The organism is Micromonospora sp. CA-240977, from assembly GCF_050942285.1.
GTDB lineage: Bacteria > Actinomycetota > Actinomycetes > Mycobacteriales > Micromonosporaceae > Micromonospora.
In genome coordinates this window covers 6,386,188-6,409,743 of the sequence record NZ_CP192055.1, presented here as the reverse complement: position 1 = coordinate 6,409,743, position 23,556 = coordinate 6,386,188, and the positions used below count along the sequence as shown (strand labels likewise).

The following is a 23,556-nucleotide window of genomic DNA, read 5'->3' as shown; positions in this document are numbered from 1 at the left end:
CGGCGTCCTTACTACTGGGCGGGCTGCTGCTGTTGCGGGAGCTCACGCGGCGTGGTGCCGGTGGCGGTGATGCCCGTGTTGCAGAGTGCCGTCGGGCCCTCGACGGAGGCGTTCACCCGCAGGTCCTTGATGAACTCGTCGATCCGCGAGTCGTCGGCGTTGTCGACCTTGAGCTGGTAGCCCCACGCCTGAAGCGAGATCGGCTTGTCCAGGCCCTCGTACGGGCTCATCAGCGTCTTCTCGACGCCGCGCACCTTGCCGGCCAGCTTGTCGACCTGGTCCTTGGGCAGGTCCGGCCGGTAGGTGATCCACACCGCGCCGTGCTCCAGGCTGTGCACCGCGTGCTCGTTGGCGATCGGGGCGTCGTAGACGTCGCCCATGCAGTTCTGCCAGGCCGCGTTGTGCACGCCGCCCACCGGCGGCGAGTACTTGTAGGTCAGCGGGCCCGACTTGTGCGACTCGTACTCGAGGCTCTTCTTGTCGGTCTTGCGGATGTTGACGATGCCGTCGATGGCGTCGGCCCGCTTGTCCCACGGCTTGGAGCCCTGGAACGACGCCCAGGCGCCGTAGCCGATGATGCCGGCCGCGAGCACGCCCACCGCGACGAAGAGCGCGATGGGGCCCCAGGCGCGGCCCTGGCTCACCTTGACCGGGGTGACCGGCTTGCGCGGGCCCTTGCCGCCGGCCCGGGGGGAGCCCGCCGGCTTGCCGGAACCGGCCTTGGCGCCGGACGCCGGCCGGCCTGCGGCCGGCTTCTTGCCGGTGCTGACCACGGTCGGGCGGCGCTCAGGGCCACCCGGGGTGCTGATGCTCATCGTGCCTCGTCAAGTCGGTCGGTCAGGGGAGTGGCGGGCCGGTAGACGCGCAGGGGAGCCGCCGAGTGCCCGAGTCTACCCCCGATAACATGGCTGGGTGACTCCTGCAGAACTAGCCTCGGTCGTCCTCGCCGCCGCCCACGCCGTCTTCACCGAGCGTGGCCTGGACCGCGCAGCCCTGCCGGAGCACACGGTGGTGGAGCGACCGCGCAACCCCGAGCACGGCGACTACGCGTCGACCCTGGCCCTGCAGTTGAGCAAGAAGGTCGGCGTCCCGCCGCGGGACCTGGCCGCCGCCCTGGCCGACCAGCTGGGCCGGTCAGCCGGTATCAAATCGGTCGAGATCGCCGGTCCGGGCTTTCTGAACATCCGGCTCGACGCGGCCGCCGCCGGTCAGCTCGCCCGGGTGATCGTCGAGGCCGGCGCGGAGTACGGCCGCAGCGACCGGCTCGCCGGCGAGCGGATCAACCTGGAGTTCGTCTCGGCCAACCCGACCGGCCCGGTGCACATCGGTGGGGTCCGCTGGGCCGCCGTCGGCGACGCGTTGAGCCGGCTGCTGCGGGCCACCGGCGCCGAGGTCGGCACGGAGTACTACTTCAACGACGCGGGTTCGCAGATCGACAGGTTCGCGCGTTCGCTGCTGGCCGCCGCCAAGGGTGAGCCGGCCCCGGAGGACGGCTACGGCGGGGCGTACATCGCCGAGATCGCCGCCGAGGTGCAGGCCCGCCGGCCGGAGGTGCGCTCGCTCGACGACGACGCCGCCCAGGAGGTCTTCCGGGTCGAGGGCGTCGCGCTGATGTTCGACGAGATCCGCTCCTCGCTGCGCGACTTCGGGGTGGAGTTCGACACCTACTTCAACGAGAAGGACCTGCACGACCGGGGCGAGTTGGACCTGGCGTTGAACCGGCTGCGTCAGCAGGGGCACCTGTACGAGTCCGAGGGCGCCACCTGGCTGCGTACCACCGACTTCGGTGACGACAAGGACCGGGTGCTGCGCAAGTCCAACGGCGAGTGGACGTACTTCGCCGCGGACTGCGCCTACTACCTGGACAAGCGCGAGCGTGGCTTCGAGCGGGTCGTGATCATGCTGGGCGCCGACCACCACGGCTACATCGGCCGGATGAAGGCGATGGCGGCGTGCTTCGGCGACGACCCGGAGCGCAACCTGGAGATCCTCATCGGGCAGCTGGTCAACCTGCTGCGCGACGGCGCCCCGATGCGGATGAGCAAGCGGGCCGGCACGGTGATCACCCTGGAGGACCTGGTCGACGCGATCGGCGTGGACGCCTCCCGGTACGCGCTGGCCCGTTACTCCAGCGACTCCCCGATCGACATCGACATCGAGCTGTGGACCCGGGCCACCCGCGACAACCCGGTCTACTACGTGCAGTACGTCGCCGCGCGGACGGCGGGCGTGGCCCGCAACGCCGCCGAGGTGGGCTTGGTGCAGGGCGACGCCGACGCGTTCCGCCCCGAGCTGCTCGCGCACGACAAGGAGAACGAGCTGCTCAAGGCGCTCGCCGAGTTCCCGGCGGTGGTGGCCACGGCGGCCGAGCTGCGGGAGCCGCACCGGGTGGCCCGCTACCTGGAGGAGAGCGTCGCGGCGTCCTTCCACCGCTTCTACGACAACTGCCGGGTGCTGCCGTTGGGCGACGAGGAACTTACCGACCTGCACCGGGCCCGGCTCTGGCTCAACAACGCCACCCGCACGGTGATCGCCAACGGTTTGCACCTGCTCGGCGTCTCCGCACCCGAGAGGATGTGACATGAGGGCTCATGAGGCTGGTGCGCTGCACGCGGACATCAGCGACCGGGGGCCGGCGTGGCTGCGTACCCCGGAGGACGTCAACAACCTCGTGCCGGCGCTGTGGCCGCGCAGCGTCACGCGCGGCGCGGACGGCGCGGTCGCCGTCGCGGGCCTGAGCGTCCGCGACATCGCGGCCGAGTTCGGCACACCGGTGTACGTCCTGGACGAGGCGGACCTGCGTTCGCGCTGCCGCGACTTCCGGGCGGCCTTCCCCACCGAGGACGTCTTCTACGCGGGCAAGGCGTTCCTCTGCCGGGCGGTGGTCCGGATGATCGCCGAGGAGGGTCTGCACCTGGACGTCTGCACCGGGGGTGAGCTGGCCACCGCGTTGTCGGCCGGGATGCCGCCGGAGCGGATCGGCTTCCACGGCAACAACAAGTCGGTCGCCGAGCTGGGCCGGGCGCTGGACGCCGGGGTGGGACGGATCATCGTCGACTCGTTCACCGAGATCGACAGGCTCACCGCGCTGGCCCGCGAGCGCGGGGTCCGGCCCCGGGTGCTGGTCCGGGTCACGGTCGGCGTGGAGGCGCACACGCACGAGTTCATCGCCACCGCGCACGAGGACCAGAAGTTCGGCTTCTCGCTGGCCGGCGGCGCCGCCGCGAACGCCGCCTTCAAGATCCTCGACGAGGGTGTGCTGGAGCTGCGCGGTCTGCACTCGCACATCGGCTCGCAGATCTTCGACGCCAGCGGCTTCGAGGTCTCGGCCCGCCGGGTGCTGGCCCTCCAGGCGCAGATCCGCGACGCGCGCGGGGTGGAGCTGCCCGAGTTGGACCTGGGCGGCGGCTTCGGCATCGCGTACACCACCCAGGACGACCCGGCCAATCCGCAGGACCTGGCCAAGCGCCTGCGCAAGATCGTCGACTCGGAGTGCGCGGCGGAGAACCTGGCCGTGCCGCACCTGTCGATCGAGCCGGGGCGGGCCATCGTCGGCCCGGCCGTGTTCACCCTCTACGAGGTCGGCACGGTCAAGGAGCTGGAGGGCATCCGGACGTTCGTCAGCGTCGACGGCGGGATGAGCGACAACATCCGCACCGCCCTGTACGACGCGTCCTACTCGGCGACGCTTGCCTCCCGCGCCTCGGCCGCGCAGCCGTTGCTCGCCCGCGTGGTGGGAAAGCACTGTGAGTCCGGGGACATCGTGGTGAAGGATGAATTCCTGCCCGCCGACGTGCAGCCCGGAGATCTTGTCGCGGTGCCCGGCACCGGTGCGTACTGCCGGAGCATGGCCAGCAACTACAACCATGTGCCCCGGCCACCGGTGGTGGCGGTGCGCGACGGCCAGGCGCGCCTGATCGTCCGGCGGGAAACCGAAGAGGACCTGCTCGCTTTGGATGTGGGATGACGTCACCTGTGCGCTTGGCGCTGGTCGGTTGCGGCACTGTCGGCCAGGAGGTGGTCCGGCTGCTGCACGAGCAGGCGGCAGACCTGGCCGCCCGGATCGGCGCTCCGCTGGAGATCGCCGGCATCGCCGTCCGTCGGCTCGGCCGCGACCGGGGTGACCTGCCGGTCGACGAGGCCCTGTTCACCACCGACGCGCTCGGCCTGATCAAACGGGACGACGTGGACGTCGTGATCGAGGTGGTCGGCGGCATCGAGCCGGCCCGGAGTTGGCTGGTCGAGGCGCTGCGGGCCGGCAAGAGCGTGGTCACCGCCAACAAGGCGTTGCTCGCCGAGGACGGGGTGGCCCTGCACGAGGCGGCGGCCGAGGGCGGCGGCGACCTCTACTACGAGGCGTCAGTGGCCGGCGCGATCCCGCTGCTGCGCCCGCTGCGCGAGTCGCTGCACGGGGACCGGATCAACCGGGTCACCGGCATCGTCAACGGCACCACCAACTTCATCCTCTCCGCGATGGACGCCACCGGCGCCGGGTTCGCCGAGGCCCTGGAGGAGGCCACCGCCCTGGGGTACGCGGAGGCCGACCCGACCGCCGACGTGGAGGGCTTCGACGCGGCGGCGAAGGCGGCGATCCTCGCCTCGCTGGCGTTCCACACCCGGGTCGGCGCGGCCGACGTGCACCGGGAGGGCATCACCGAGGTGACCGCCGCGGACATGGCCAGCGCCCAGGCGATGGGCTGCACGATCAAACTGCTCTGCATCGCGGCCCGGGGCGTCGACAGCACCGGCCGGGAGACCGTCAGCGTCCGGGTGCACCCGGCGATGATCCCGCGCAGCCACCCGCTGGCCAGCGTCGGCGACGCGTTCAACGCGGTCTTCGTGGAGGCCGACGCGGCCGGGCAGTTGATGTTCTACGGCCGGGGCGCCGGGGGTGCGCCGACCGCGAGCGCCGTGCTGGGTGACGTGGTCGCGGTGTCCCGCAACCGGCTCGCCGGGGTGCGCGCGGCAAGCGAGAGCGCGTACGCGGACCTGGCGGTCCGGCCGATGGGCGAGGCGCTGACCCGCTACCACGTGAGCCTGGACGTGGCCGACCGACCGGGTGTGCTGGCCGCCGTGGCGAGCGTGTTCGCCCGGCACGACGTGTCGATCGCGACGGTGCGGCAGGGGTCGGCGAGTGGGTCGCCCGGCCGCGACGGCGACGCCGAGCTGGTCATCGTCACCCATGTGGCACCGGACGCCGCGCTCGCCGCGACCGTCGGCGAGCTGCGCGGCCTGGACATTGTCCGATCCGTGACCAGCGTGCTGCGGGTCGAGGGCGGCGCCTGACTCGTTGACCCCATCGATGGGCGGCCCGCGCGTCCCGCCAGGTGGGTAAGCCGGGGTGTGCCGTTGACCACTCCGGCAGGTTGGTCCAAGGTGGCCCTGATGCTCGGGTCGGCGCGGCGGTAGAGGCGAGGAGAACGACATGTGGCGGGGTCTGATCGAGGCGTACCGGGATCGGCTGCCGGTCACCGCGGCCACGCCGGTCGTCACGCTGCACGAGGGGAACACCCCGCTGTTGCCGGCGCCGGTGCTGTCCGCGCGGATCGGTTGCGACGTGTACCTCAAGGTGGAGGGCGCCAACCCGACCGGCTCGTTCAAGGACCGGGGGATGACCCTCGCGGTGTCCAAGGCGGTCGAGGCCGGCAACAAGGCCATCATCTGCGCCTCGACCGGCAACACCAGCGCCTCCGCGGCGGCGTACGCGGCGCGGGCCGGGCTGACCTGCGCGGTGCTGGTGCCGCAGGGCAAGATCGCGTTGGGCAAGCTGGCCCAGGCGCTCGTGCACGGCGCGAAGCTGCTCCAGGTCAGTGGCAACTTCGACGACTGCCTGTCGCTCGCCGCGAAGCTGGCTCAGGACCACCCCGTCGCGCTTGTCAACTCGGTGAACATCGACCGGTTGCACGGCCAGAAGACCGCGGCCTTCGAGATCGTCGAGGCGCTCGGTGACGCGCCCGACATCCACTGCCTGCCGGTCGGCAACGCCGGCAACATCGCCGCGTACTGGATGGGCTACGCCGAGGAGCGGGACGCCGGCACCACCACCCGCAGGCCGAAGATGTACGGCTTCCAGGCATCCGGTGCCGCCCCGATCGTGACCGGCCAGGTGGTGCCGGAGCCGTCGACAATCGCCACGGCGATCCGGATCGGCAACCCGGCGAGCTGGACCAAGGCGTTGGACGCCCGGGACGCCTCGGGTGGCCTGATCGCCGCGGTGACCGACCGGGAGATCCTCTCCGCGTACCGGCTGCTCGCCCGCGAGGTGGGGGTCTTCGTGGAGCTGGGCAGCGCGGCCAGCGTGGCCGGTCTGCTCCAGCAGGCCGCGGCGGGCGCGGTGCCGCCCGGGTCGACGGTGGTCTGCACGGTGACCGGCCACGGCCTGAAGGACCCGGAGTGGGCGATCTCCACGGCGCCGGCGCCGCTGACCATCGCGAACGACCCGATGGCCGCGGCCCGCGCTCTCGACCTGGCCTGAACGCGCCACCGCCGGGGTCGGAGTCCGGCGGAGGCCGGCCGGTCCCCGGGACGGGCGTGGGGGCGGCGGGGGTTCTGGTGATCGTGTCCGGCACACTTTCACGTATCCCCGCCCGCATTCTCGTTCAGGAGTGAGCCAGGCCGATGTCGCTGCTCGCCAGATTCAGCCTCGCCAATCGAGGGCTGATTGCCCTCATCGCGGTGGTGACCACGGTGTTCGGAGTGTTCGCCGTGCCGTCGCTGAAGCAGCAACTGCTGCCGTCGCTCGAGTTCCCGGCCGCGTTCATCGTGGCCCCCTACCCCGGTGCCGGCCCCGAGATCGTCGAGTCGCAGGTCACCGAGCCGATCGAGAACGCCCTCCAGGGCATCCCGGGCCTGGACAAGATCACCTCCACGTCCCGTGAGGGCTCGGCCACCGTTCAGGTGACGTACGAGTTCGGCACCGACCTGGACGACGTGGTCAACAAGATGCAGACCGCGCTGAGCCGGATCGACGCCCAACTGCCGGAGAGCGTCGATCCCCAGGTCATCGCGGGTAGCACCGACGACCTGCCGGCGGTGGTGCTGGCCGCGGCCGGTGCGGCGGACGAGCGGGCGCTCGCCGAGAAGCTCCAGGCGACCGTGGTGCCGGAGCTGGAGGGCATCGAGGGGGTACGCACTGTCGAGGTGACCGGCACCCGCGACGACGTCGTGGTGATCACCCCGGACCCGGCGAAGCTGGCCGCGGCGCAGGTGCAGCCGACGGCGATCGGGGCGGCGCTGAAGACGAACGGCGTGGCCGTGCCGGCCGGCACGGTGACCGACGGCGGGCTGGCCCTCCCGGTGCAGGTCGGTACGTCGATCGCCAGCCTGGACGACCTGCGCGGCATCGTGGTCACCACGGGCGCGTCGCCGGTCCGCCTCGGTGACGTGGCGACGGTCGAGCAGCAGCTCGCGCCGGCTACCGCGATCACCCGCACCAACGGCAAGGACAGCCTCGGCATCGCGGTCACCGCCGCGCCGGACGGCAACGCCGTGCAGATCTCGCACGAGATCCGCGACCGGCTCGCCGACCTGAAGGACGCCTCCGGCGCGGAGCTGACAGTCGTCTTCGACCAGGCGCCGTTCGTCGAGAAGTCGATCGAGTCGTTGACCACCGAGGGCCTGCTCGGCCTGGTGATGGCGGTCATCGTCATCCTGGTCTTCCTGCTGTCGGTGCGCTCGACGGTGGTCACCGCCGTCTCCATCCCGCTCTCCGTGCTTGTCGCGTTGATCGCCCTGTGGATCGGCGACTACTCGCTCAACCTGCTCACCCTCGGCGCGTTGACCATCGCGGTCGGCCGGGTGGTGGACGACTCGATCGTGGTGTTGGAGAACATCAAACGACACCTGGAGTACGGCGAGGAGAAGCGGCACGCCATCGTCACCGGCGTCCGCGAGGTGGCCGGTGCGGTGACCGCGTCCACCCTCACCACGGTGGCGGTGTTCGCGCCGATCGCGCTGGTCGGCGGGTTCGTGGGCCAGCTCTTCGCACCGTTCGCGATCACCGTGACGGTGGCGCTGCTCGCCTCGCTGCTGGTGTCGCTGACCGTGATCCCGGTGCTCGCGTACTGGTTCCTGAAGCCGCGTGGCGGCACCGCGGACGACGAGGCGGTGCGGCGTGACGCGGAGGAGAAGGAGTTGCGCAGCCCGTTGCAGCGGGCGTACCTGCCGGTGGTCGGTTTCGCCACCCGCAAGCGGTCCACCCGGTGGATCACCGTGGGGCTCGGCCTGCTTGTGCTCTTCGGCACCTTCGGCCTGGCCCAGAAGCTGGAGACCAACTTCCTGGACGACTCCGGCCAGGACACCCTCAACATCAGTCAGGAGCTGCCGGCCGGGAGCGGCCTGGCGGCCACCGACGCGGCGGCCAAGCAGGTCGAGTCGGTGCTGTCGGCCACCAAGGGCGTCGAGACGTACCAGGTGACCGCCGGCGGTGGGGACAACCCGTGGGCGGGTGGTGGCGGCAACAACGTCGCCAGCTGGTCGTTGGCGCTCGACGGTGACACCGACGCGAAGCAGATGCGTGAGGTGTTGCGCAAGGAGTTCGACAAGCTCGGCGCCGGTGTGGGCGAGATCAGCTTCGGCGGCGGGCAGGAGGCGTCGACAAGCCAGCTGGAGGTGATCGTCCAGGCCAGTGACCCGGAGGTGCTGACCCGGGCCGCCGAGGAGGCTCGGGCGGCGATGGCCGGCGTCCCGGACGTCGAGGATGTCTCCACCAGCCTGGCCGAGCGGGTGCCGCGAGTCGACGTGACTGTCGACCGGGTCGCCGCCGGCCGGGCCGGGCTGACCGAGGCCGCCGTGGGACAGCTCGTGTCGCAGGCGTTCCGGGGAGCGCCGCTGGGTCAGGTCGCGCTCGACGGTCAGCAGCAGAACGTAATGTTGCGGTTGGGCTCGCGGCCGCCGATGACGGTCGAGGAGCTGCGGGCGCTGCGGGTGGGTTCGGTCAAGCTGGACGACATCGCGGACGTCACGCAGAGCGAGGGGCCGCAGCAGGTCACCCGGATCGACGGTGAGCGCAGCGTGTCGGTGACCGGCGCGGCGACCGGCTCGAACCTCGGCGCGACAAGCACGGAGCTGCAGAAGCGGCTGGACGGCATCGACGTGCCGGGCGCGAGCTTCACGATCGGTGGCGTCAGCGCGGACCAGGCGGACGCCTTCGGTGATCTGGGCCTCGCGGTGCTGGTGGCTATCGCGATCGTCTTCCTGATCATGGTGGCCACGTTCCGCAGCCTCACCCAGGCGCTGATCCTGCTGATCTCCATCCCGTTCGCCTCGACCGGCGCTATCGGCCTGCTGCTGATCACCGGGACGCCGCTCGGCGTGCCGGCGTTGATCGGCGTGCTGATGCTTGTCGGCATCGTGGTGACGAACGCGATCGTGCTGCTCGACCTGATCAACCAGTACCGGGCGCAGGGCATGGGGATCCGGGAGGCGGTGGTCGAGGGTGGCCGACGCCGGCTGCGTCCCATCCTGATGACCGCGGTGGCGACCATCTTCGCGCTGCTGCCGATGGCGTTCGGGCTGACCGGTGAGGGCGGCTTCATCTCGCAGCCGCTGGCGGTGGTGGTGATCGGTGGTCTGCTCAGCTCCACGCTGCTCACCCTGATCCTGGTGCCGACGCTCTACTCGATGGTGGAGCACACGAAGGAGTCGCTGCGGGGCCGACGCGACCGGCGGCGCTCCGGCAGGTCGGCCGTGACCGCGGCGGAGACCGATGAGGTGTCCGCCCCGAACCAGGTGGCGGTGCCGAGCGGCGCACCTGCCTCGGGCACGGCCGAGGGTGCGCAGCCGGCCGGGCGATCCGCGCCGTCGGCCGCGCTGGTGGAGGGTACGGACCAGTTCGAGGTGCTGCGCCTGCCCCGTAGCCGTACCTCGCCGCTGCCTCCGTCGGAGCCGACCGAATAGGTCGGACCACGACTCGGAACGCCCCCGGCAGTTTCTGCCGGGGGCGTTCCCGCTCTACCTGCCGAAACACTCCGATCCGACCGGACTCACACTTTGTGTCACTTCTTGCATACTCCTCGTAGATGGATGGCGTGTGAAGTGAGGCAAGGGTGGGCGGATGGCCGAGGGCACACGAGGGTGGGGACGGCGCGACCTGTTGCGCCGTGGCCTGCTGGCCGTCGGCGGGGTGACCCTCGGCGCCGGAACGTCCGAGGCGTGGCGGAGCACCCAACACCGGCTGCCGATCGCCGGCGGCCCCGCCAGCGCGACAGTCGGAAACGGTAGGCAGGACGTCGGCATCGGCGCGCTGGAGGTCTCCTGGTCGGGGAGGACCAGCCAGCGTCTGGTGGCCCTCACCTTCGACGACGGCCCGGCGCCACAGTGGACGCCGATGGTGCTCGACACCCTGGCCCGGCACCAGGTTCCGGCCACCTTCTTCATGGTCGGGGCGCAGGCCCGCCGGCACGCCGACGTCGTCCGCGACCGGCTCGCGGGGCACGAGGTGGGCAACCACAGCTGGGACCACCGGGACCTGGCCGAGCTGGACGCCGCCGAGGCGTACGACGACCTGCGCCGAAGCCACGACGCGATCGCCGAGGCGACCGGGAGGGAGCCCCGGCTGCTTCGCCCGCCGTACGGTCACCTGGGCGGGGCGGTGCTGCACGCGGCGGCCCGCCTGGACTACCGGCTGGTGCTCTGGTCGCTCCAGATGGTGGAGCGCGGGTTTCCCGACGATCCGGCCGGCCATGCCCGGCGGATCGTGGCCGAGGTCCGGCCGGGCACGATCGTGCTCGGCCACGACGTGGGGGCGCGTCGGCGGCTGGTCGCGCTGCGCGGCCTGACCGACATGATCAACGGGCTACGGCAGCGGGGTTACACCTTCGTCACGGTTTCGGCGCTGCTGAGAGCGAGTGTGGCCTCGACCCCGACCAGGTAAGGTCCCGCTCCGTGGCGTCCACCCTCTCGGTCCTGACCGGCAATCGGAGCTTCCGCAATCTCTTCCTTGCCGAACTGGTGGTCTTCGGCGCCGACTGGTTCGTCATGGTGCCGCTGCTGGTGCTGCTGCCGCAGCTGACCGGCAGCGGGGTCTGGGGCGCGCTGGTGCTGGCGGTGGACACCGGCATCGTGGCACTGCTGCTGCCCTACACCGGCACGATCGCCGACCGCTTCGACCGCCGGAAGATCATGATCGCGGCCAACGTGGCCGCACTGGCGGGCGTGTTGCTGCTGCTCGGCGTGCGGGGCGCCGGAACGGCGTGGTTGGCGCTTGTCGCGATCGGGGTGGTCGCGGTGGCCAAGGCGTTCTACTCGCCGGCCGCCCAGGCCGCGCTGCCCAACGTGCTGGAGCCGCACGAGCTGGCCGCCGGTAACGCGGTCGCCGGCTCGGCCTGGGGGCACCATGACCGTGGTCGGCGCCTCGCTCGGTGGCGTACTCAGCACCGCTGCCGGCCCGTACGCCTGCTTCTGGGTGGCGGCGGCGGGCCTGGTGCTGGCCGCGGGCCTCGCCACCCGGATCCGCCGGCCCCTGCAGGCGCCACGGGACACCGACCTCCCGGCCCAGCGGACCTGGGCCGCCGTCCGTGAGGCGCTCGGCTACATCGGTCACCGCCCCCGGGTGCTCGCCCTTGTCACAGTGAAATCGGCTGTGGGTCTGGGCAACGGCGTGCTGACCGTGTTTCCGCTGCTGGCCGGCGTGTACGGCGTCGGCTCGCTCGGCGCCGGCCTGCTCTTCGCGGTGCGCGGGGCCGGGGCGTTGGTGGGACCGATCCTGATGCGTCGGGTGCTCACCAACCGGGCGTGGCTGCTGCCCGGGCTCGCGCTGTCGATGTCGCTCTACGGGCTGTCCTATCTGGGCGCGTCGGTGGCGCGCTGGTTTCCGTTGGTGCTGCTGCTGGTCTTCGTGGCGCACTTCGCCGGCGGCAGCAACTGGGTGATGTCGAACTTCGCCTTGCAGGGCGAGGTTCCGGACCGGTTGCGTGGGCGGGTCTTCGCCACCGACATGATGCTCGCGACGCTGGCGATCTCGGTGAGTCAGCTGGCGGTGGCCCTGGTCGTGGACGTGGTGGACGAACGGGTGGTGCTCGCCGGCTGCGGGCTGATCACGCTCGTGTACGCGGTCGGCTGGCGGATCGCCACCCGCCGGCTCACGCTCAGCGATCCGGTCGCGGAGCCGGTTCCCGACCGGGCCGGCTGAGTCTGCCGATCCCAGGCTGCGGGCAGGGGGCCGGATCGTCGGTGCCGAGCCCTAGCATGAGCGCGTGCCGACGAACTTCACCGCCGGGCCGGCCCGCGTCCGGGTCCCCGCGACCAGCGCCAACCTGGGCCCGGGCTTCGACGCGTTGGGTCTCGCCCTCGGGCTCTACGACGACGTGTCCGCCGAGGTCGCGCCGGGCGGGGTCCGGGTGACGGTGACCGGGCAGGGTGCCGGTGAGCTGCCGAACGACGACCGGCACCTGGTGGTGCGGGCCATGCGGGCCGCGTTCGACGTGCTCGGCGCCCACCCCGAGGGTCTGAGCGTGGAGTGCGTCAACCGGATCCCGCAGGCGCGCGGGCTGGGCTCCTCGTCCGCCGCGATCGTCGCCGGGGTGCTGCTGGCCCGTGCCCTGGTCACCGACGGGGAGCACCGGATGGACGACTCCGCCGCGCTCCGGCTGGCCGCCGAGATCGAGGGCCATCCCGACAACGTGGCGCCGTGTCTGCTCGGCGGCTTCACGCTGGCCTGGTCCGAGTCGACAGGTGCGCGGGCGGTGTCCCTGGCGGTGGCGGACGGGGTGCGGCCCACCGTTTTCGTCCCGGCGGAGCGCGGGTTGACAGCGGCCGCGCGGGCCGCGTTGCCGGCCACCGTGCCGCACGGCGACGCCGCGTTGACCGCGGGGCGGGCGGCTCTGCTTGTGTACGCGCTCACCGCCGACCCGGGGCTGCTGCTGCCGGCGACCGTCGACCGGCTCCACCAGGACTACCGCGCACCCGGGATGCCAGGCACATCGGCCCTGGTCAGAGCGTTGCGAGCGGCTGGTGTGGCAGCTGTGGTCAGTGGGGCCGGCCCGACCGTGCTGGCATTCAGCGAGCCTCCGGCGGGTTTCCCAGTGGGAACAGACTGGGAGATCTGGCAGTTACCGATAGACGTCAGCGGCGCGCGGGTTGCTCGGGGTAGACTTGGACACGCCGAGCGGGACCCTGTTGCCGCAGGTCGGAAGAGTTGATTACGCTCTAGACCTAGCACAGCCGCGAAGCACGCGATCTCCTGCGAGGCGGCGCACCCCCGAAGCTCTCGGCGGTCAGCCCGTCACACCCCTGCCAAAGGCCTACGCCGCACCGCAGATTCCACAGGTCGCCGCAGACGGCGAGACCTGCTCACCGACGTTGGTGAGTCGGGATACCGACCGGCTGCTGTGTCACAGACTCCCGCGACGCGTCCTTGCGAGGCGGGTGCACCGAGGCCGCCCGGCCACCTGAGTTCCGACTCCGGGCAGTCCCGGCCTTTATCGAGGGAAGGAATCCATTGAGCGACACCACCGACGTGACGTCGGATGTTTCCAACGTCGCTGGCGATGCCACCGCCGCCGCTCCCGCCCGTCGTCGGCGTAGCGGCACCGGTCTGTCGGCGATGCTGCTGCCAGAGCTGCAGAGCCTGGCTGCGTCGCTCGGCATCTCCGGCACGGCTCGCATGCGCAAGGGCGAGCTGATCGCCGCGATCTCCGAGCGGCAGGGCGGCAACGCCGCCGGGACCCCTCGACCGCGGGCCGAGGTCGCGGCCGCGGCCGCCCCGACCCGTGAGGGGGTGCGTGCCGAGGTGCGGGAGACCGCCGACCGGCCAGCCGCCGAAGGCCGTAGCGCCGAGCCGGCATCGGCCGAGCCGGCCACCGAGACCGAGGGCCGTGGTCGCACCCGGCGGAGCCGGGCCACAGCGGCGGAGACGCGTCCGGCTGATGCGCGTTCGACCGAGACGGCACGTCCGACCGAGACGCGTACCGACGAGGCGGAAGCCGGCGAGCGGGCCGACCGTGGCGAGAACCGCCGCGAGCGGGCCGAGCGTCCGGAACGTGCCGAGCGGGCCGAGCGCACCGAGCGTCCGGAACGCACCGAGCGGGCCGAGCGTCCGGAACGGGCCGAGCGCACCGAGCGGGCCGAGCGTCCGGACCGTGCCGAGCGCACCGAGCGTGCGGACCGGGGCGAGCGTGCCGAGCGCACGGAGCGCTCCGACCGGGGCGAGCGTGCCGACCGGGCGGACCGTGCCGAGCGTAACGACCGGGGCGAGCGTGCCGAGCGCGGCGAGCGGAACGAGCGCACGGAGCGCTCCGACCGGGGCGATCGCAACGATCGCAACGACCGGGGTGACCGGGGCGACCGCAACGATCGTGGTCAGCGTGCCGAGCGCGACAACGACGACGATGACGGCGAGGGCGGCGGCCGGCGTGGCCGGCGCAGCCGTTTCCGGGACCGTCGTCGCGGACGCGGCGAGCGCACCGAGACCGGCACCGACACCGGTGGGCGTGAGCCGCAGGTCAGCGAGGACGACGTGCTCGTCCCGGTGGCCGGCATCATCGACGTGCTCGACAACTACGCCTTCGTGCGGACCACCGGTTACCTGGCCGGCCCGAACGACGTGTACGTCTCGATGTCCCAGATCAAGAAGTACGGCCTGCGCCGCGGTGACGCGATCACTGGTGCGGTGCGGGCGGCCCGCGAGGGCGGCAACAGCGGCGACCAGCGGCGGGACAAGTACAACCCGCTGATGCGGCTGGACACGATCAACGGGATGGAGCCGGAGGAGGCCCGGCGTCGTCCGGAGTTCTACAAGCTCACTCCGCTCTACCCGCAGGAGCGCCTGCGCCTGGAGACCGAGCCGCACATCCTGACCACCCGGGTCATCGACCTGGTCATGCCGATCGGCAAGGGCCAGCGGGCACTCATCCAGTCGCCGCCGAAGGCGGGTAAGACGATGGTGCTGCAGGCGATCGCGAACGCGATCACCCGCAACAACCCGGAGTGCCACCTGATGGTGGTGCTGGTGGACGAGCGGCCCGAAGAGGTCACCGACATGCAGCGGTCGATCAAGGGCGAGGTCATCGCGGCCACGTTCGACCGTCCGCCGCAGGACCACACGACGGTGGCCGAGCTGGCGATCGAGCGGGCCAAGCGCCTGGTCGAGCTGGGCCACGACGTCGTCGTGCTGCTCGACTCGGTGACCCGGCTCGGTCGGTCGTACAACCTGGCCGCTCCGGCCAGTGGCCGGATCATGTCGGGTGGTATCGACTCCACCGCGCTCTACCCGCCGAAGCGCTTCCTCGGCGCGGCCCGCAACATCGAGAACGGCGGGTCGTTGACCATCATCGCCACCGCGCTGGTGGAAACCGGGTCCATGGCGGACACGGTCATCTTCGAGGAGTTCAAGGGCACCGGTAACGCGGAGCTGAAGTTGGACCGGAAGATCGCCGACAAGCGGACCTTCCCGGCCATCGACATCAACCCGTCCGGCACCCGGAAGGAAGAGGTCCTGCTCGCACCCGAGGAGCTGGCCATCATTCACAAGCTCCGCAAGGTGCTGCACTCGCTGGACTCGCAGGCGGCGATGGATCTCCTGCTGGACCGGCTCAAGCAGTCCCGCACCAACATCGAGTTCCTGATGCAGATCGCGAAGTCGACGCCGGGGGAGTGATCCCGCGCGGTTGACCGACGAAGGGGCACGGCCACTGTGGCCGTGCCCCTTCGCCATGTCCGGCGAGCTGGTGTCGATGGAATTTTCCTTCGGTTAAGCCCGGGGGTCTTGAAACTTCTATTCACTGCCGGGTTGACTGTCGTCCATGCGTACCCGCAGACGATCCGCCCGTCGCACCGGTGTCCTGCTGCTGACGCCGCTGCTCGCCCTGGCCGTGTCGCCACCGGCCACCGCCGCGCCGCCGGCGCCGTCCGTGGCCGCCCGGCCCGTGGCGTCGCCGCCCGCGCTCCCGGCCACCGCCGCCGAGGACGCACCGGCCGCGTCGTCCCACCCGGCCGACTCGGTAAGCCTCGCCGCCGACCCGACCGCCGCGACCGCCCCGACCGCCGCCGCTGGCGGGCTGGAGCCGGCCGGCGGTCTGGACACCACGAAGGCCACCCGTCCGGTTGCGCCCGGCGTGCAGCTCACCTCCTTCGACAGGTACGACGCCGACGGCTGGCTGCGCGCCGACGCGCTCACCACCGACCTGGCCGGCGGGTCCACGGTCGACTACGTCAACTCCGGCGCGGTCAGCCGGGCCGAGCCGCTGCGCAGGGCGGTGGACGACTCGCGGGCGGTCGCCGCGGTCAACGGCGACTTCTTCGACATCAACAACTCGGGGGCCGCGCAGGGCGTCGGCATCCGCGACGGCGAGCTGATCCAGTCGGCGGTCGACGGTCACCGCAACGCCGTGGCGGTGACCGCCACCGGGATCGGTCGGGTGGTCGAGGTGAACTTCGACGGCAGCGCCACCCTGCCCACCGGGCCGGTGGCGTTGACCCAGTTCAACAACATGGTGCAGGCCGACGGCATCGGCGCGTTCACCGAGCTGTGGGGGACGTACTCCCGCCAGCGGGCCGTGGAGGGCGCGGCCCGGGTGGTCGAGGTGGCAGTGACCGGCGGTCGGGTGGCGGCGGTGGCCGGCGTGGCCGGCAGCGGCCCGGTGGTGGCCGGCAGCACGGTGCTGCTCGGCCGCGACGCCGGGGCGGACGCACTGGCCGGGCTGCACGTCGGTGACCCGGTCTCGGTGACCTGGCGGCCGAAGTCGTCCGATGGGAGCGCCCTGCACGCGGCGGTCGGCGGCGGCAACGTCCTGGTCCGCGACGGGGTCGTGCAGAGCATCGCCGATGCGACCCTCGCCCCGCGTACGGCGGTCGGCTTCAGCGCCGACGGGCAAAAAATGATCATGCTGACGGTGGACGGTCGGCAGGTCGACAGCCGCGGCGTGACGCAGACCGAGATGGGCCGGATGATGGCCGAGCTGGGTGCCCGGGACGCGCTCAACCTCGACGGTGGCGGCTCGTCCACGCTGCTGGCGCGGGAGCCGGGCGCGTTGGCCGTGCAGGTGGAGAACGGCCCCTCCGACGGCAGCGAACGGGCGGTGCCCAACGGCCTGGCCATCTACGCGCCCAAGGGCAGCGGCCGGCTCACCGGCTACTGGGTCGAGACGGCCAGCGACCCCACCGCCGCCCCGGGCGTCTCCCCGGTGCGCGGCGGTCGGCCCGACCGGGTCTTCCCCGGGCTGACCCGCACCCTCACCGCGGCCGGCTACGACGAGACGTACGGCCCGGCGGCGGGTACGCCCACCTGGCGGGCGACCCCGGCGGTACGCGGCCGCGTCGACCGCGACGGGGTCTTCCACGCCGGCACGCCGGGAACCAGCACGGTCACCGCAGCACGGGGGCGGGCAACCGGCTCGCTGGGCCTGACCGTCCTGGGCCCGCTGACCCGGCTCGGCGCCACGGTGCCACGGATGGGGCTGACCGGCCGGGACGGCAACGCCGTGGTCGGAGTGGTCGGCTACGACGCCGAGGGCAACACCGCGCCGATCGAGCCGGCGGACCTCACCCTCGACTACGACCACGACCTGCTGCGAATCGCCCCGAACCGGGACGGCAACCTCACCGTCACCGCCCTGCGCGACACCGGCTCCGCCCTGGTGACCGTCCGCGTCGGACGGACGAGCACCGTCCTGCCGGTCACGGTCGGGCTGACCGACGTGCCGGTCGCCGGCTTCGACGACGCGGCGTCCTGGCGGTTCAGCCAGGCCCGCGCCAGCGGCTCGGTAGCGCCGGCGCCGGGTCACACCGGCACCGGCCTGAAGATGTCGTACGACTTCAGCCAGTCCACCGGCACCCGGGCCGCGTACGCCGACCCGCCCGCCTGGATCGAGGTGCCCGGTCAGCCGCAGGCGTTCGGCATGTGGATCCACGGCAACGGCACCGGGGAGTGGCCGAGCCTGCACCTGCACGACGCGCAGGACACCCAGCACGTGCTGCGCGGCCCGCTGATCACCTGGACCGGCTGGCGGTACGTGGAGTTCGCGGTGCCGGCCGGGGTGCAGTACCCGGTACGCGTGCGCCGCTTCTACGTGGCCGAGACCAACGCCGCCGCGCAGTACACCAGCGAAGTGATCATCGATGACCTGGTGGCGAAGGTGCCGCCGACTGTCGATGTGCCGGCGGTGGCCCCGCGCACCGACCGGGTGGTGGTCCGCGACGGCACGGTGGACGGCGCGCCCTGGCGGTTCGCGGTGCTCTCCGACGCCCAGTTCGTCGCCGCCGACCCGGACAGCGACCTGGTTGCCCAGGCCCGGCGGACGCTGCGCGAGGTGAAGGCCGCCCGGCCGGACTTCCTGCTGATCAACGGTGACTTCGTGGACACGGCCTATCCGGCCGATTTCGCGCTGGCCCGGCGCATCCTCGACGAGGAGCTGGGCGACGCGCTGCCCTGGTACTACGTCCCCGGCAACCACGAGATCATGGGCGCCCCGATCAGCAACTTCGCTGCCGCGTTCGGCGCCACCTCGCGGGTGTTCGACCACGCCGGTACCCGGTTCGTCACGCTGAACTCGTCCACCGGGACGCTGCGCGGTGGCGGGTTCGACCAGGTGCGGATGCTGCGCGAGACGCTGGACGCGGCGGCCACCGACCCGCGCGTCGGCTCGGTCGTCGTCCTGCACCACCACCCGGCGCGGGACCCGAGCCCGGCGCAGGCCAGCCAGCTCGGTGACCGCAAGGAGGCGGCGCTGCTGGAACAGTGGCTGGCCGACTTCCAGCACCGCACCGGCAAGGGCGCGCTGTTCGTGGGCGGGCACGTCGGCACCTTCCACGCCGACCGGGTCGACGGGGTGCCGTACGTGATCAACGGCAACTCGGGCAAGACGCCGTCGACCCCCGCCGACCAGGGCGGCTTCACCGGCTGGACGGAGTTCGGTGTCGACCCGGTGACCCCGGCCGAGGCCGACCGGGCCCGTCGCGACCCGCTCGCCGAGGGCCCGCGCTGGGTGGACGCGGAGTTCCACGCCCACACCGACCGGCTCGTGCTGAACGCCCCGGCCAGCGTCGCGGTCGGCACCCCGGCGACGGTCACCGCCACGCTTACCCAGCCCGGCGGGCGTACCGTCCCGGTGGCCGCACCGGTGAGCGCCGACTGGTCGGCCTCGCCGGGAGTGCACATCGGCTCGGCGGCCGGGGTGCGCCCCTGGCACACGGCCCGATTCGACCCGGCCACCGGCACCCTGACGGCACTGCGGCCCGGCGCCCCGGTACGCCTCACCGTCGCCGTCAACGGCGTCCTCGCCGAGGCCACCGTCGCCGTCACCGGGTGAACCGTCCGGACGGCCCCCCGCACGCGTGGGGGGCCGTCCGGACGTACCTCAGAAGTCGCCCTCGGCCACCTGGAACACGGTGAGCCCGAGGGCCCGCCACATCTGGACCACCTGGACGCGGTCGTCGAACACGCCGGCCACCCGGTACCGGTCCCGGATCTCCCGGTCGTAGATCTCCCGCTTCACGATCGAGTCCTTGCGGGAGTCGCCGACGGCACGCAGGTGCAGGCCGAGGTACGGGACCCGGACGTGCCGGGCCAACCACGCCTCGGTGGCCGGGCGGGCGGAGGCGTCCCGCCCGGAGCAGAAGACCACCCCGTACCCGGCGGCGTGCATCGCCCGGACCGCCGCGATCACCGCCGTGTTCGGCTGGTCCTCGCCCACCCGGGTCATGTCGTACGGGCTGCGGGACACGGCCAGCGCGACGGTGCCGTCGATGTCCACCAGGACGATCTCGGGCGGCTCGGTCGACGGCGGGTGCACGGCGGCGGGGCGTCCGGTGCGGGCCTGCGGCACCGGCAACGGCAGTGTCCGCCCGTCGAGGTACCGCTCGTGCAGCCGCCGGATCGCCTCCGCGCCGACCTGGTCGGCGGGCGGACGCGCGGCGTCGCGGCGCAGGCACTCGTCAAGCGGCACGTCGGTGAAGTCGTGCACCTCGAAATCCGCGCCGTGCCGGGCGGCCAGCTCGGCCCAGTCGCGCAGGGTCCGCGAGCGCAGGTTGGTGTCGTCCACGCAGACGTCCGCCCCGGCCCGCAGCAACGCCTCGACCTGGGCCCGCTGGACGACTGTCACCTGCGCCTCGGCCCACTGGGTGAAGAGCCGTTCGCCGTGCAGCATCCGGCGTAGGTCGTCCCGGTTGACCCGGACGACGGACGGCTGGAGCGTCCGGGCGAAGGTCGTTTTGCCCGAGGCGGGCAGTCCCCGGGTGGCGATCAGGCGGGTCATCGGCACCCCTGCGGCTCGTGGGGCGTACCCCCGGCGGGGTACGTGGCGGCGGTCCGCCGGGTGGGCGAATGCCCGGCCGGGCGGCGGGAATGCGGATGGGGAGGCACGTGTTGACGATGCCGGACGAGGTGTGCGGCCCGATTGCCGGGTCGGCTCAGGCCCATGGCACACTGGTCAATCGGCCACCGGTTCCGGTTCACGCCCGAGCCCGTCGTGTACGGCGCGACGAGTGATGACGGCGACCCGGCGACCACCAACGAGAGGACCGAGGCGAGATGAAGGCAAACATCCACCCGGAGTACGTGACCACCGAGGTCAGCTGCTCCTGTGGCAACACGTTCACGACCCGCAGCACCGCCAAGGGCGGGGCGATCCACGTCGAGACCTGCAGCGCCTGCCACCCGTTCTACACCGGTAAGCAGCGCGTTCTCGACACCGCCGGCCGGGTCGCGAAGTTCCAGCAGAAGTACGCCAAGGTTCAGGCCAAGAAGGCCAAGTAACTCCTCGTTCGGCGCCCGCGTCCGGTTTTTCACCGGGCGCGGGCGCCGTGCGCGTTGTGCCCTGTTACCGCCCGGCGGTCGGCCCTCGGCCCGGCCCGGCCGGCGTCGCACCGTCGAAGGAGCATCCGCAGCATGAGCAGCGAGCGTCTGGCCGCCCTCCTCGACGAGTACGCGCAGCTGGAGAAGCGGTTGGCCGATCCGGCCATCCACGCCGACCAGGCCACCGCGCGCAGGGTGGGTCGCCGCTACGCGGAGCTGGTGCCGCTGCACAAGGCCGCCGCCGAGCTGGAGCAGGCCCGCGCCGATCTGGCTGCGGCTCGTGAGTTGGCTGCCGAGGACCCGTCCTTCGCGGGCGAGGCGGACGCCATCGCCGGGTCGGTGCCGGTGCTGGAGGAGCGCCTCGCCGAGCTGCTCATCCCGCGCGACCCGCACGACGCCAAGGACGTGATCGTCGAGATCAAGGCCGGTGAGGGTGGCGAGGAGTCGGCGCTCTTCGCCGCTGACCTGCTGCGGATGTACACCCGCTACGCCGAGCGGCACGGCTGGATCACCGAGGTGATCGACGCACAGGATTCCGACCTGGGCGGGGTCAAGGACGTCTCGCTGGCGATCAAGACCAAGGGTGTGCCGGAGGGCGGCAACGGCGTCTGGTCGCGGCTCAAGTGGGAGGGCGGCGTGCACCGGGTGCAGCGGGTCCCGGTCACCGAGTCGCAGGGCCGCATCCACACCAGCGCCGCGGGGGTGCTGGTGCTGCCGGAGGCCGAGGACGTCGACGTCACGATCGACGCCAACGATCTGCGCATCGACGTGTTCCGTTCGTCCGGCCCAGGTGGTCAGTCGGTGAACACCACCGACTCGGCGGTACGGATCACGCACCTGCCGACCGGCATCGTCGTCTCCTGCCAGAACGAGAAGTCCCAGTTGCAGAACCGGGAGCAGGCCATGCGGATCCTGCGGGCCCGGCTGCTCGCCGCCGCGCAGGAGCAGGCCGACGCCGCCGCCTCGGACGCCCGGAAGGCGCAGGTGCGCACGGTGGACCGCTCGGAGCGGATCCGCACCTACAACTTCCCGCAGAACCGGATCAGCGACCACCGGATCGGCTACACGGCGTACAACCTGGACCTGGCGCTCGCCGGCGAGCTGGACGGGGTGCTGGACGCCCTCGCCGAGGCCGACCGCGCCGCGCGGCTCGCCGGCGACACCGAGCTCACCCGCCGCTGACGGCGTCGGGCCCCCGTCCGCTGGGACGTGCCGCCACCGGCGCGCGGACGATCAGCTCGCGCGGGGTCGGGACTTGGCGCGGAGCATCTCCCGGTCGGCCTGCTCGAAGGCGAGGCTGAGCGCGTCCCGCAGGCCACCGCCACCGGAGACCTCCGCGAAGCCGATGCTCACCCCGACCGGGGTCCCCGGCACCAGCGACTCCCAGTCCTCGAGCCGGACGGCGGCCTCGATCCGGCGGGCCACCTCGGTGGCCTCGGACATGCCGGTGTCCGGCAGCACCACCACGAACTCGTCACCGCCGTAGCGGGCCACGAAGTCACCCCGGCGCATCACCCGGTTGATCACCCCGGCGATGCGTTGGAGCACCAGGTCACCGGAGTGGTGCCCGTGGTGGGTGTTCACCGCCTTGAAGCCGTCCAGGTCGCAGACACCGATCACCACCCGGTCGCCCCGGGTGACCACGGCGGTGATGTAGCGCTCCAGCCGGCGCCGGTTGGGCAGCCCGGTGAGCGGGTCGGTCAACGCCTCGCCCTCGAACCGTGCCGCTTCGCGGCGCATCTCCTCGTGGTCGATCCGGGCGGCGATGCCGTCGATGTAGACGTCGCGCAGCCGATCGTTGCGTTGGGCGGCGAGCCGGAACGCCAGTCGGTCGGCCCGGTGTGCCGCCGCGTGGTCGCCGGCACGGGCCAGCGCGATGCTGCGCAGCCGGGCCGGCTCGGCCGCCCCGAGTGTCTCGTTCGACACGTGGATGGTGTCCAGCCGGGTGACCGCCTCGATCGGCCGCCCGTCGGCGACGGCGAGGCACACCTGCCCGAGCTGACGCATGTCGCGGGCACGGGAGCTGTCCCCGCCGTGGGTGATCAGGCGAGCCGGATCGGCCTTCGCGTCGGTCTCCACCTGGTCGCCGAGCGCGGCTTGGCGGGCCGCCGCGTAGCCGTACGCGGCGAGGCTGCTCGGGCGCAGCCGGCCGGCCCGCCCGGAGCGTACGAAACGGGCCAGGTCGGCGGCCACGTCCCGGAGCACCCGCAGGCAGCCGTCACTGTCGCCGTTGTGGTCCAGTGCCACGGCGTTGCGCAGCCGGATGCCGGGCGCGGCGAACGTCTCCTCGGGGATCCCGGCGGTGAGCCCGAGTTGCCGGGCCCGTTCGATGGCCCCCAGGGCGTACCCGTGGAAGCTGAGGTAGCTGTACGCCATGGCGAGGTCGTGCCAGCCCCAGGCGGTGTCCCGGTCCGGGTCCTCGACGGCGCCCAGCGCGCGGGCGGCCCGGACGAGGTGCGTGACGCAGCGGTCCAGTGCGCCCTGGTGGTGGGCGGCGAGGGCGGCCAGCGCGTTGAGGTGCCCGTGCAGGTACGGCTCGGCGAGATCGCGGACGGCCGCCGACGCCTCCTCGATGGCCCGGGTGAACTCCGCCGTCCGACCGAGATTGATCAGCGCGGAGAGGCGCTGCACCATCGCGTCCGCCCGCGCCGCCGGGTCGGTGGTGGTGCGGATCACACGTTCCAGCAGGACGTACGACTCCGCGGAGCGACTGGCCTCCTGCAACGCCCGGGCGCGCGTGAGGGCATCAACCTGGTCATCGACCCGGTCGAGCCAGCCCACCCGCCAACCTCCTGTCGTGCGCGCCGTCGCGCACCCGTTGGTCGCGC

General features: G+C 72.3%; 14 protein-coding genes and 1 pseudogene. 12 read left to right on the top strand and 3 right to left on the bottom strand.

Features of this window, described 5'->3' with window-relative positions:
- Nucleotides 1-11: 11 nt before the first annotated feature.
- Nucleotides 12-815, bottom strand: a complete 804-nt coding sequence (locus ACQPWW_RS29010; protein ID WP_433126908.1) for a DUF3105 domain-containing protein — start codon at nucleotides 813-815, stop codon at nucleotides 12-14.
- A gap of 97 nt (nucleotides 816-912) precedes the next feature.
- On the opposite strand from ACQPWW_RS29010, the gene argS reads away from it, so the two are divergent.
- The 10 genes and pseudogenes from argS (at nucleotide 913) to ACQPWW_RS28960 (ending at nucleotide 19,244) form a co-directional block, all read left to right on the top strand.
- Complete coding sequence (argS, locus tag ACQPWW_RS29005; RefSeq protein ID WP_433126907.1) at nucleotides 913-2,580, top strand: arginine--tRNA ligase; 1,668 nt, start codon at nucleotides 913-915, stop codon at nucleotides 2,578-2,580.
- A gap of 1 nt (nucleotide 2,581) precedes the next feature.
- Nucleotides 2,582-3,967: a diaminopimelate decarboxylase gene (gene lysA, locus ACQPWW_RS29000; protein ID WP_433126906.1), complete on the top strand. Its 1,386-nt coding sequence runs from the start codon at nucleotides 2,582-2,584 to the stop codon at nucleotides 3,965-3,967.
- A gap of 8 nt (nucleotides 3,968-3,975) precedes the next feature.
- Entirely contained in the window at nucleotides 3,976-5,286 is a 1,311-nt protein-coding gene (locus ACQPWW_RS28995; protein WP_433134643.1) for a homoserine dehydrogenase, read from the top strand.
- A 139-nt stretch (nucleotides 5,287-5,425) separates the two neighbouring features.
- Nucleotides 5,426-6,475 (top strand): threonine synthase, encoded by a 1,050-nt coding sequence (gene thrC, locus ACQPWW_RS28990; protein WP_433126904.1) that lies wholly within the window; start codon nucleotides 5,426-5,428, stop codon nucleotides 6,473-6,475.
- Nucleotides 6,476-6,618: 143 nt separating this feature from the next.
- On the top strand, nucleotides 6,619-9,897 hold the full coding sequence (locus ACQPWW_RS28985; RefSeq protein WP_433126902.1) for an efflux RND transporter permease subunit: 3,279 nt from the start codon (nucleotides 6,619-6,621) through the stop codon (nucleotides 9,895-9,897).
- A gap of 157 nt (nucleotides 9,898-10,054) precedes the next feature.
- Nucleotides 10,055-10,873: a polysaccharide deacetylase family protein gene (locus ACQPWW_RS28980; RefSeq protein ID WP_433126900.1), complete on the top strand. Its 819-nt coding sequence runs from the start codon at nucleotides 10,055-10,057 to the stop codon at nucleotides 10,871-10,873.
- A gap of 11 nt (nucleotides 10,874-10,884) precedes the next feature.
- Nucleotides 10,885-12,130, top strand: a pseudogene (locus ACQPWW_RS28975) (MFS transporter).
- 64 nt (nucleotides 12,131-12,194) lie between these two features.
- Nucleotides 12,195-13,139: a homoserine kinase gene (gene thrB / locus ACQPWW_RS28970; RefSeq protein ID WP_433126899.1), complete on the top strand. Its 945-nt coding sequence runs from the start codon at nucleotides 12,195-12,197 to the stop codon at nucleotides 13,137-13,139.
- A gap of 299 nt (nucleotides 13,140-13,438) precedes the next feature.
- Nucleotides 13,439-15,595, top strand: a complete 2,157-nt coding sequence (gene rho / locus ACQPWW_RS28965) for a transcription termination factor Rho (protein WP_433126897.1) — start codon at nucleotides 13,439-13,441, stop codon at nucleotides 15,593-15,595.
- A 145-nt stretch (nucleotides 15,596-15,740) separates the two neighbouring features.
- On the top strand, nucleotides 15,741-19,244 hold the full coding sequence (locus tag ACQPWW_RS28960; protein WP_433126896.1) for a phosphodiester glycosidase family protein: 3,504 nt from the start codon (nucleotides 15,741-15,743) through the stop codon (nucleotides 19,242-19,244).
- Nucleotides 19,245-19,292: 48 nt separating this feature from the next.
- Here ACQPWW_RS28960 and ACQPWW_RS28955 read toward each other — a convergent pair whose 3' ends face one another.
- The gene (locus ACQPWW_RS28955) at nucleotides 19,293-20,189 is read right to left on the bottom strand and encodes an AAA family ATPase (RefSeq protein WP_433126895.1); all 897 of its coding nucleotides are present in this window, start codon (nucleotides 20,187-20,189) and stop codon (nucleotides 19,293-19,295) included.
- Between the two features lie 275 nt (nucleotides 20,190-20,464).
- Between ACQPWW_RS28955 and rpmE the strand changes: the two genes are divergently transcribed.
- Nucleotides 20,465-20,689 (top strand): 50S ribosomal protein L31, encoded by a 225-nt coding sequence (rpmE, locus tag ACQPWW_RS28950; RefSeq protein WP_007464546.1) that lies wholly within the window; start codon nucleotides 20,465-20,467, stop codon nucleotides 20,687-20,689.
- 132 nt (nucleotides 20,690-20,821) lie between these two features.
- The gene (gene prfA, locus ACQPWW_RS28945) at nucleotides 20,822-21,910 is read left to right on the top strand and encodes a peptide chain release factor 1 (protein ID WP_433126894.1); all 1,089 of its coding nucleotides are present in this window, start codon (nucleotides 20,822-20,824) and stop codon (nucleotides 21,908-21,910) included.
- A 51-nt stretch (nucleotides 21,911-21,961) separates the two neighbouring features.
- On the opposite strand, the gene ACQPWW_RS28940 is transcribed toward prfA, so the two are convergent.
- A complete protein-coding gene (locus ACQPWW_RS28940) occupies nucleotides 21,962-23,509 on the bottom strand; it encodes a diguanylate cyclase domain-containing protein (RefSeq protein WP_433126892.1) in 1,548 nt (515 codons plus the stop codon).
- Nucleotides 23,510-23,556: the final 47 nt, after the last annotated feature.

Bases quoted from the DNA above. Each gene is read 5' to 3' on its own strand.
- lysA (WP_433126906.1), top strand. From the start codon at position 2,582: ATGAGGGCTCATGAGGCTGGTGCGCTGCACGCGGACATCAGCGACCGG.
- rpmE (WP_007464546.1), top strand. From the start codon at position 20,465: ATGAAGGCAAACATCCACCCGGAGTACGTGACCACCGAGGTCAGCTGC.
- ACQPWW_RS28980 (WP_433126900.1), top strand. From the start codon at position 10,055: ATGGCCGAGGGCACACGAGGGTGGGGACGGCGCGACCTGTTGCGCCGT.
- thrC (WP_433126904.1), top strand. From the start codon at position 5,426: ATGTGGCGGGGTCTGATCGAGGCGTACCGGGATCGGCTGCCGGTCACC.
- ACQPWW_RS28960 (WP_433126896.1), top strand. From the start codon at position 15,741: ATGCGTACCCGCAGACGATCCGCCCGTCGCACCGGTGTCCTGCTGCTG.
- prfA (WP_433126894.1), top strand. From the start codon at position 20,822: ATGAGCAGCGAGCGTCTGGCCGCCCTCCTCGACGAGTACGCGCAGCTG.
- ACQPWW_RS28955 (WP_433126895.1), bottom strand. From the start codon at position 20,189: ATGACCCGCCTGATCGCCACCCGGGGACTGCCCGCCTCGGGCAAAACG.
- ACQPWW_RS28985 (WP_433126902.1), top strand. From the start codon at position 6,619: ATGTCGCTGCTCGCCAGATTCAGCCTCGCCAATCGAGGGCTGATTGCC.
- ACQPWW_RS29010 (WP_433126908.1), bottom strand. From the start codon at position 815: ATGAGCATCAGCACCCCGGGTGGCCCTGAGCGCCGCCCGACCGTGGTC.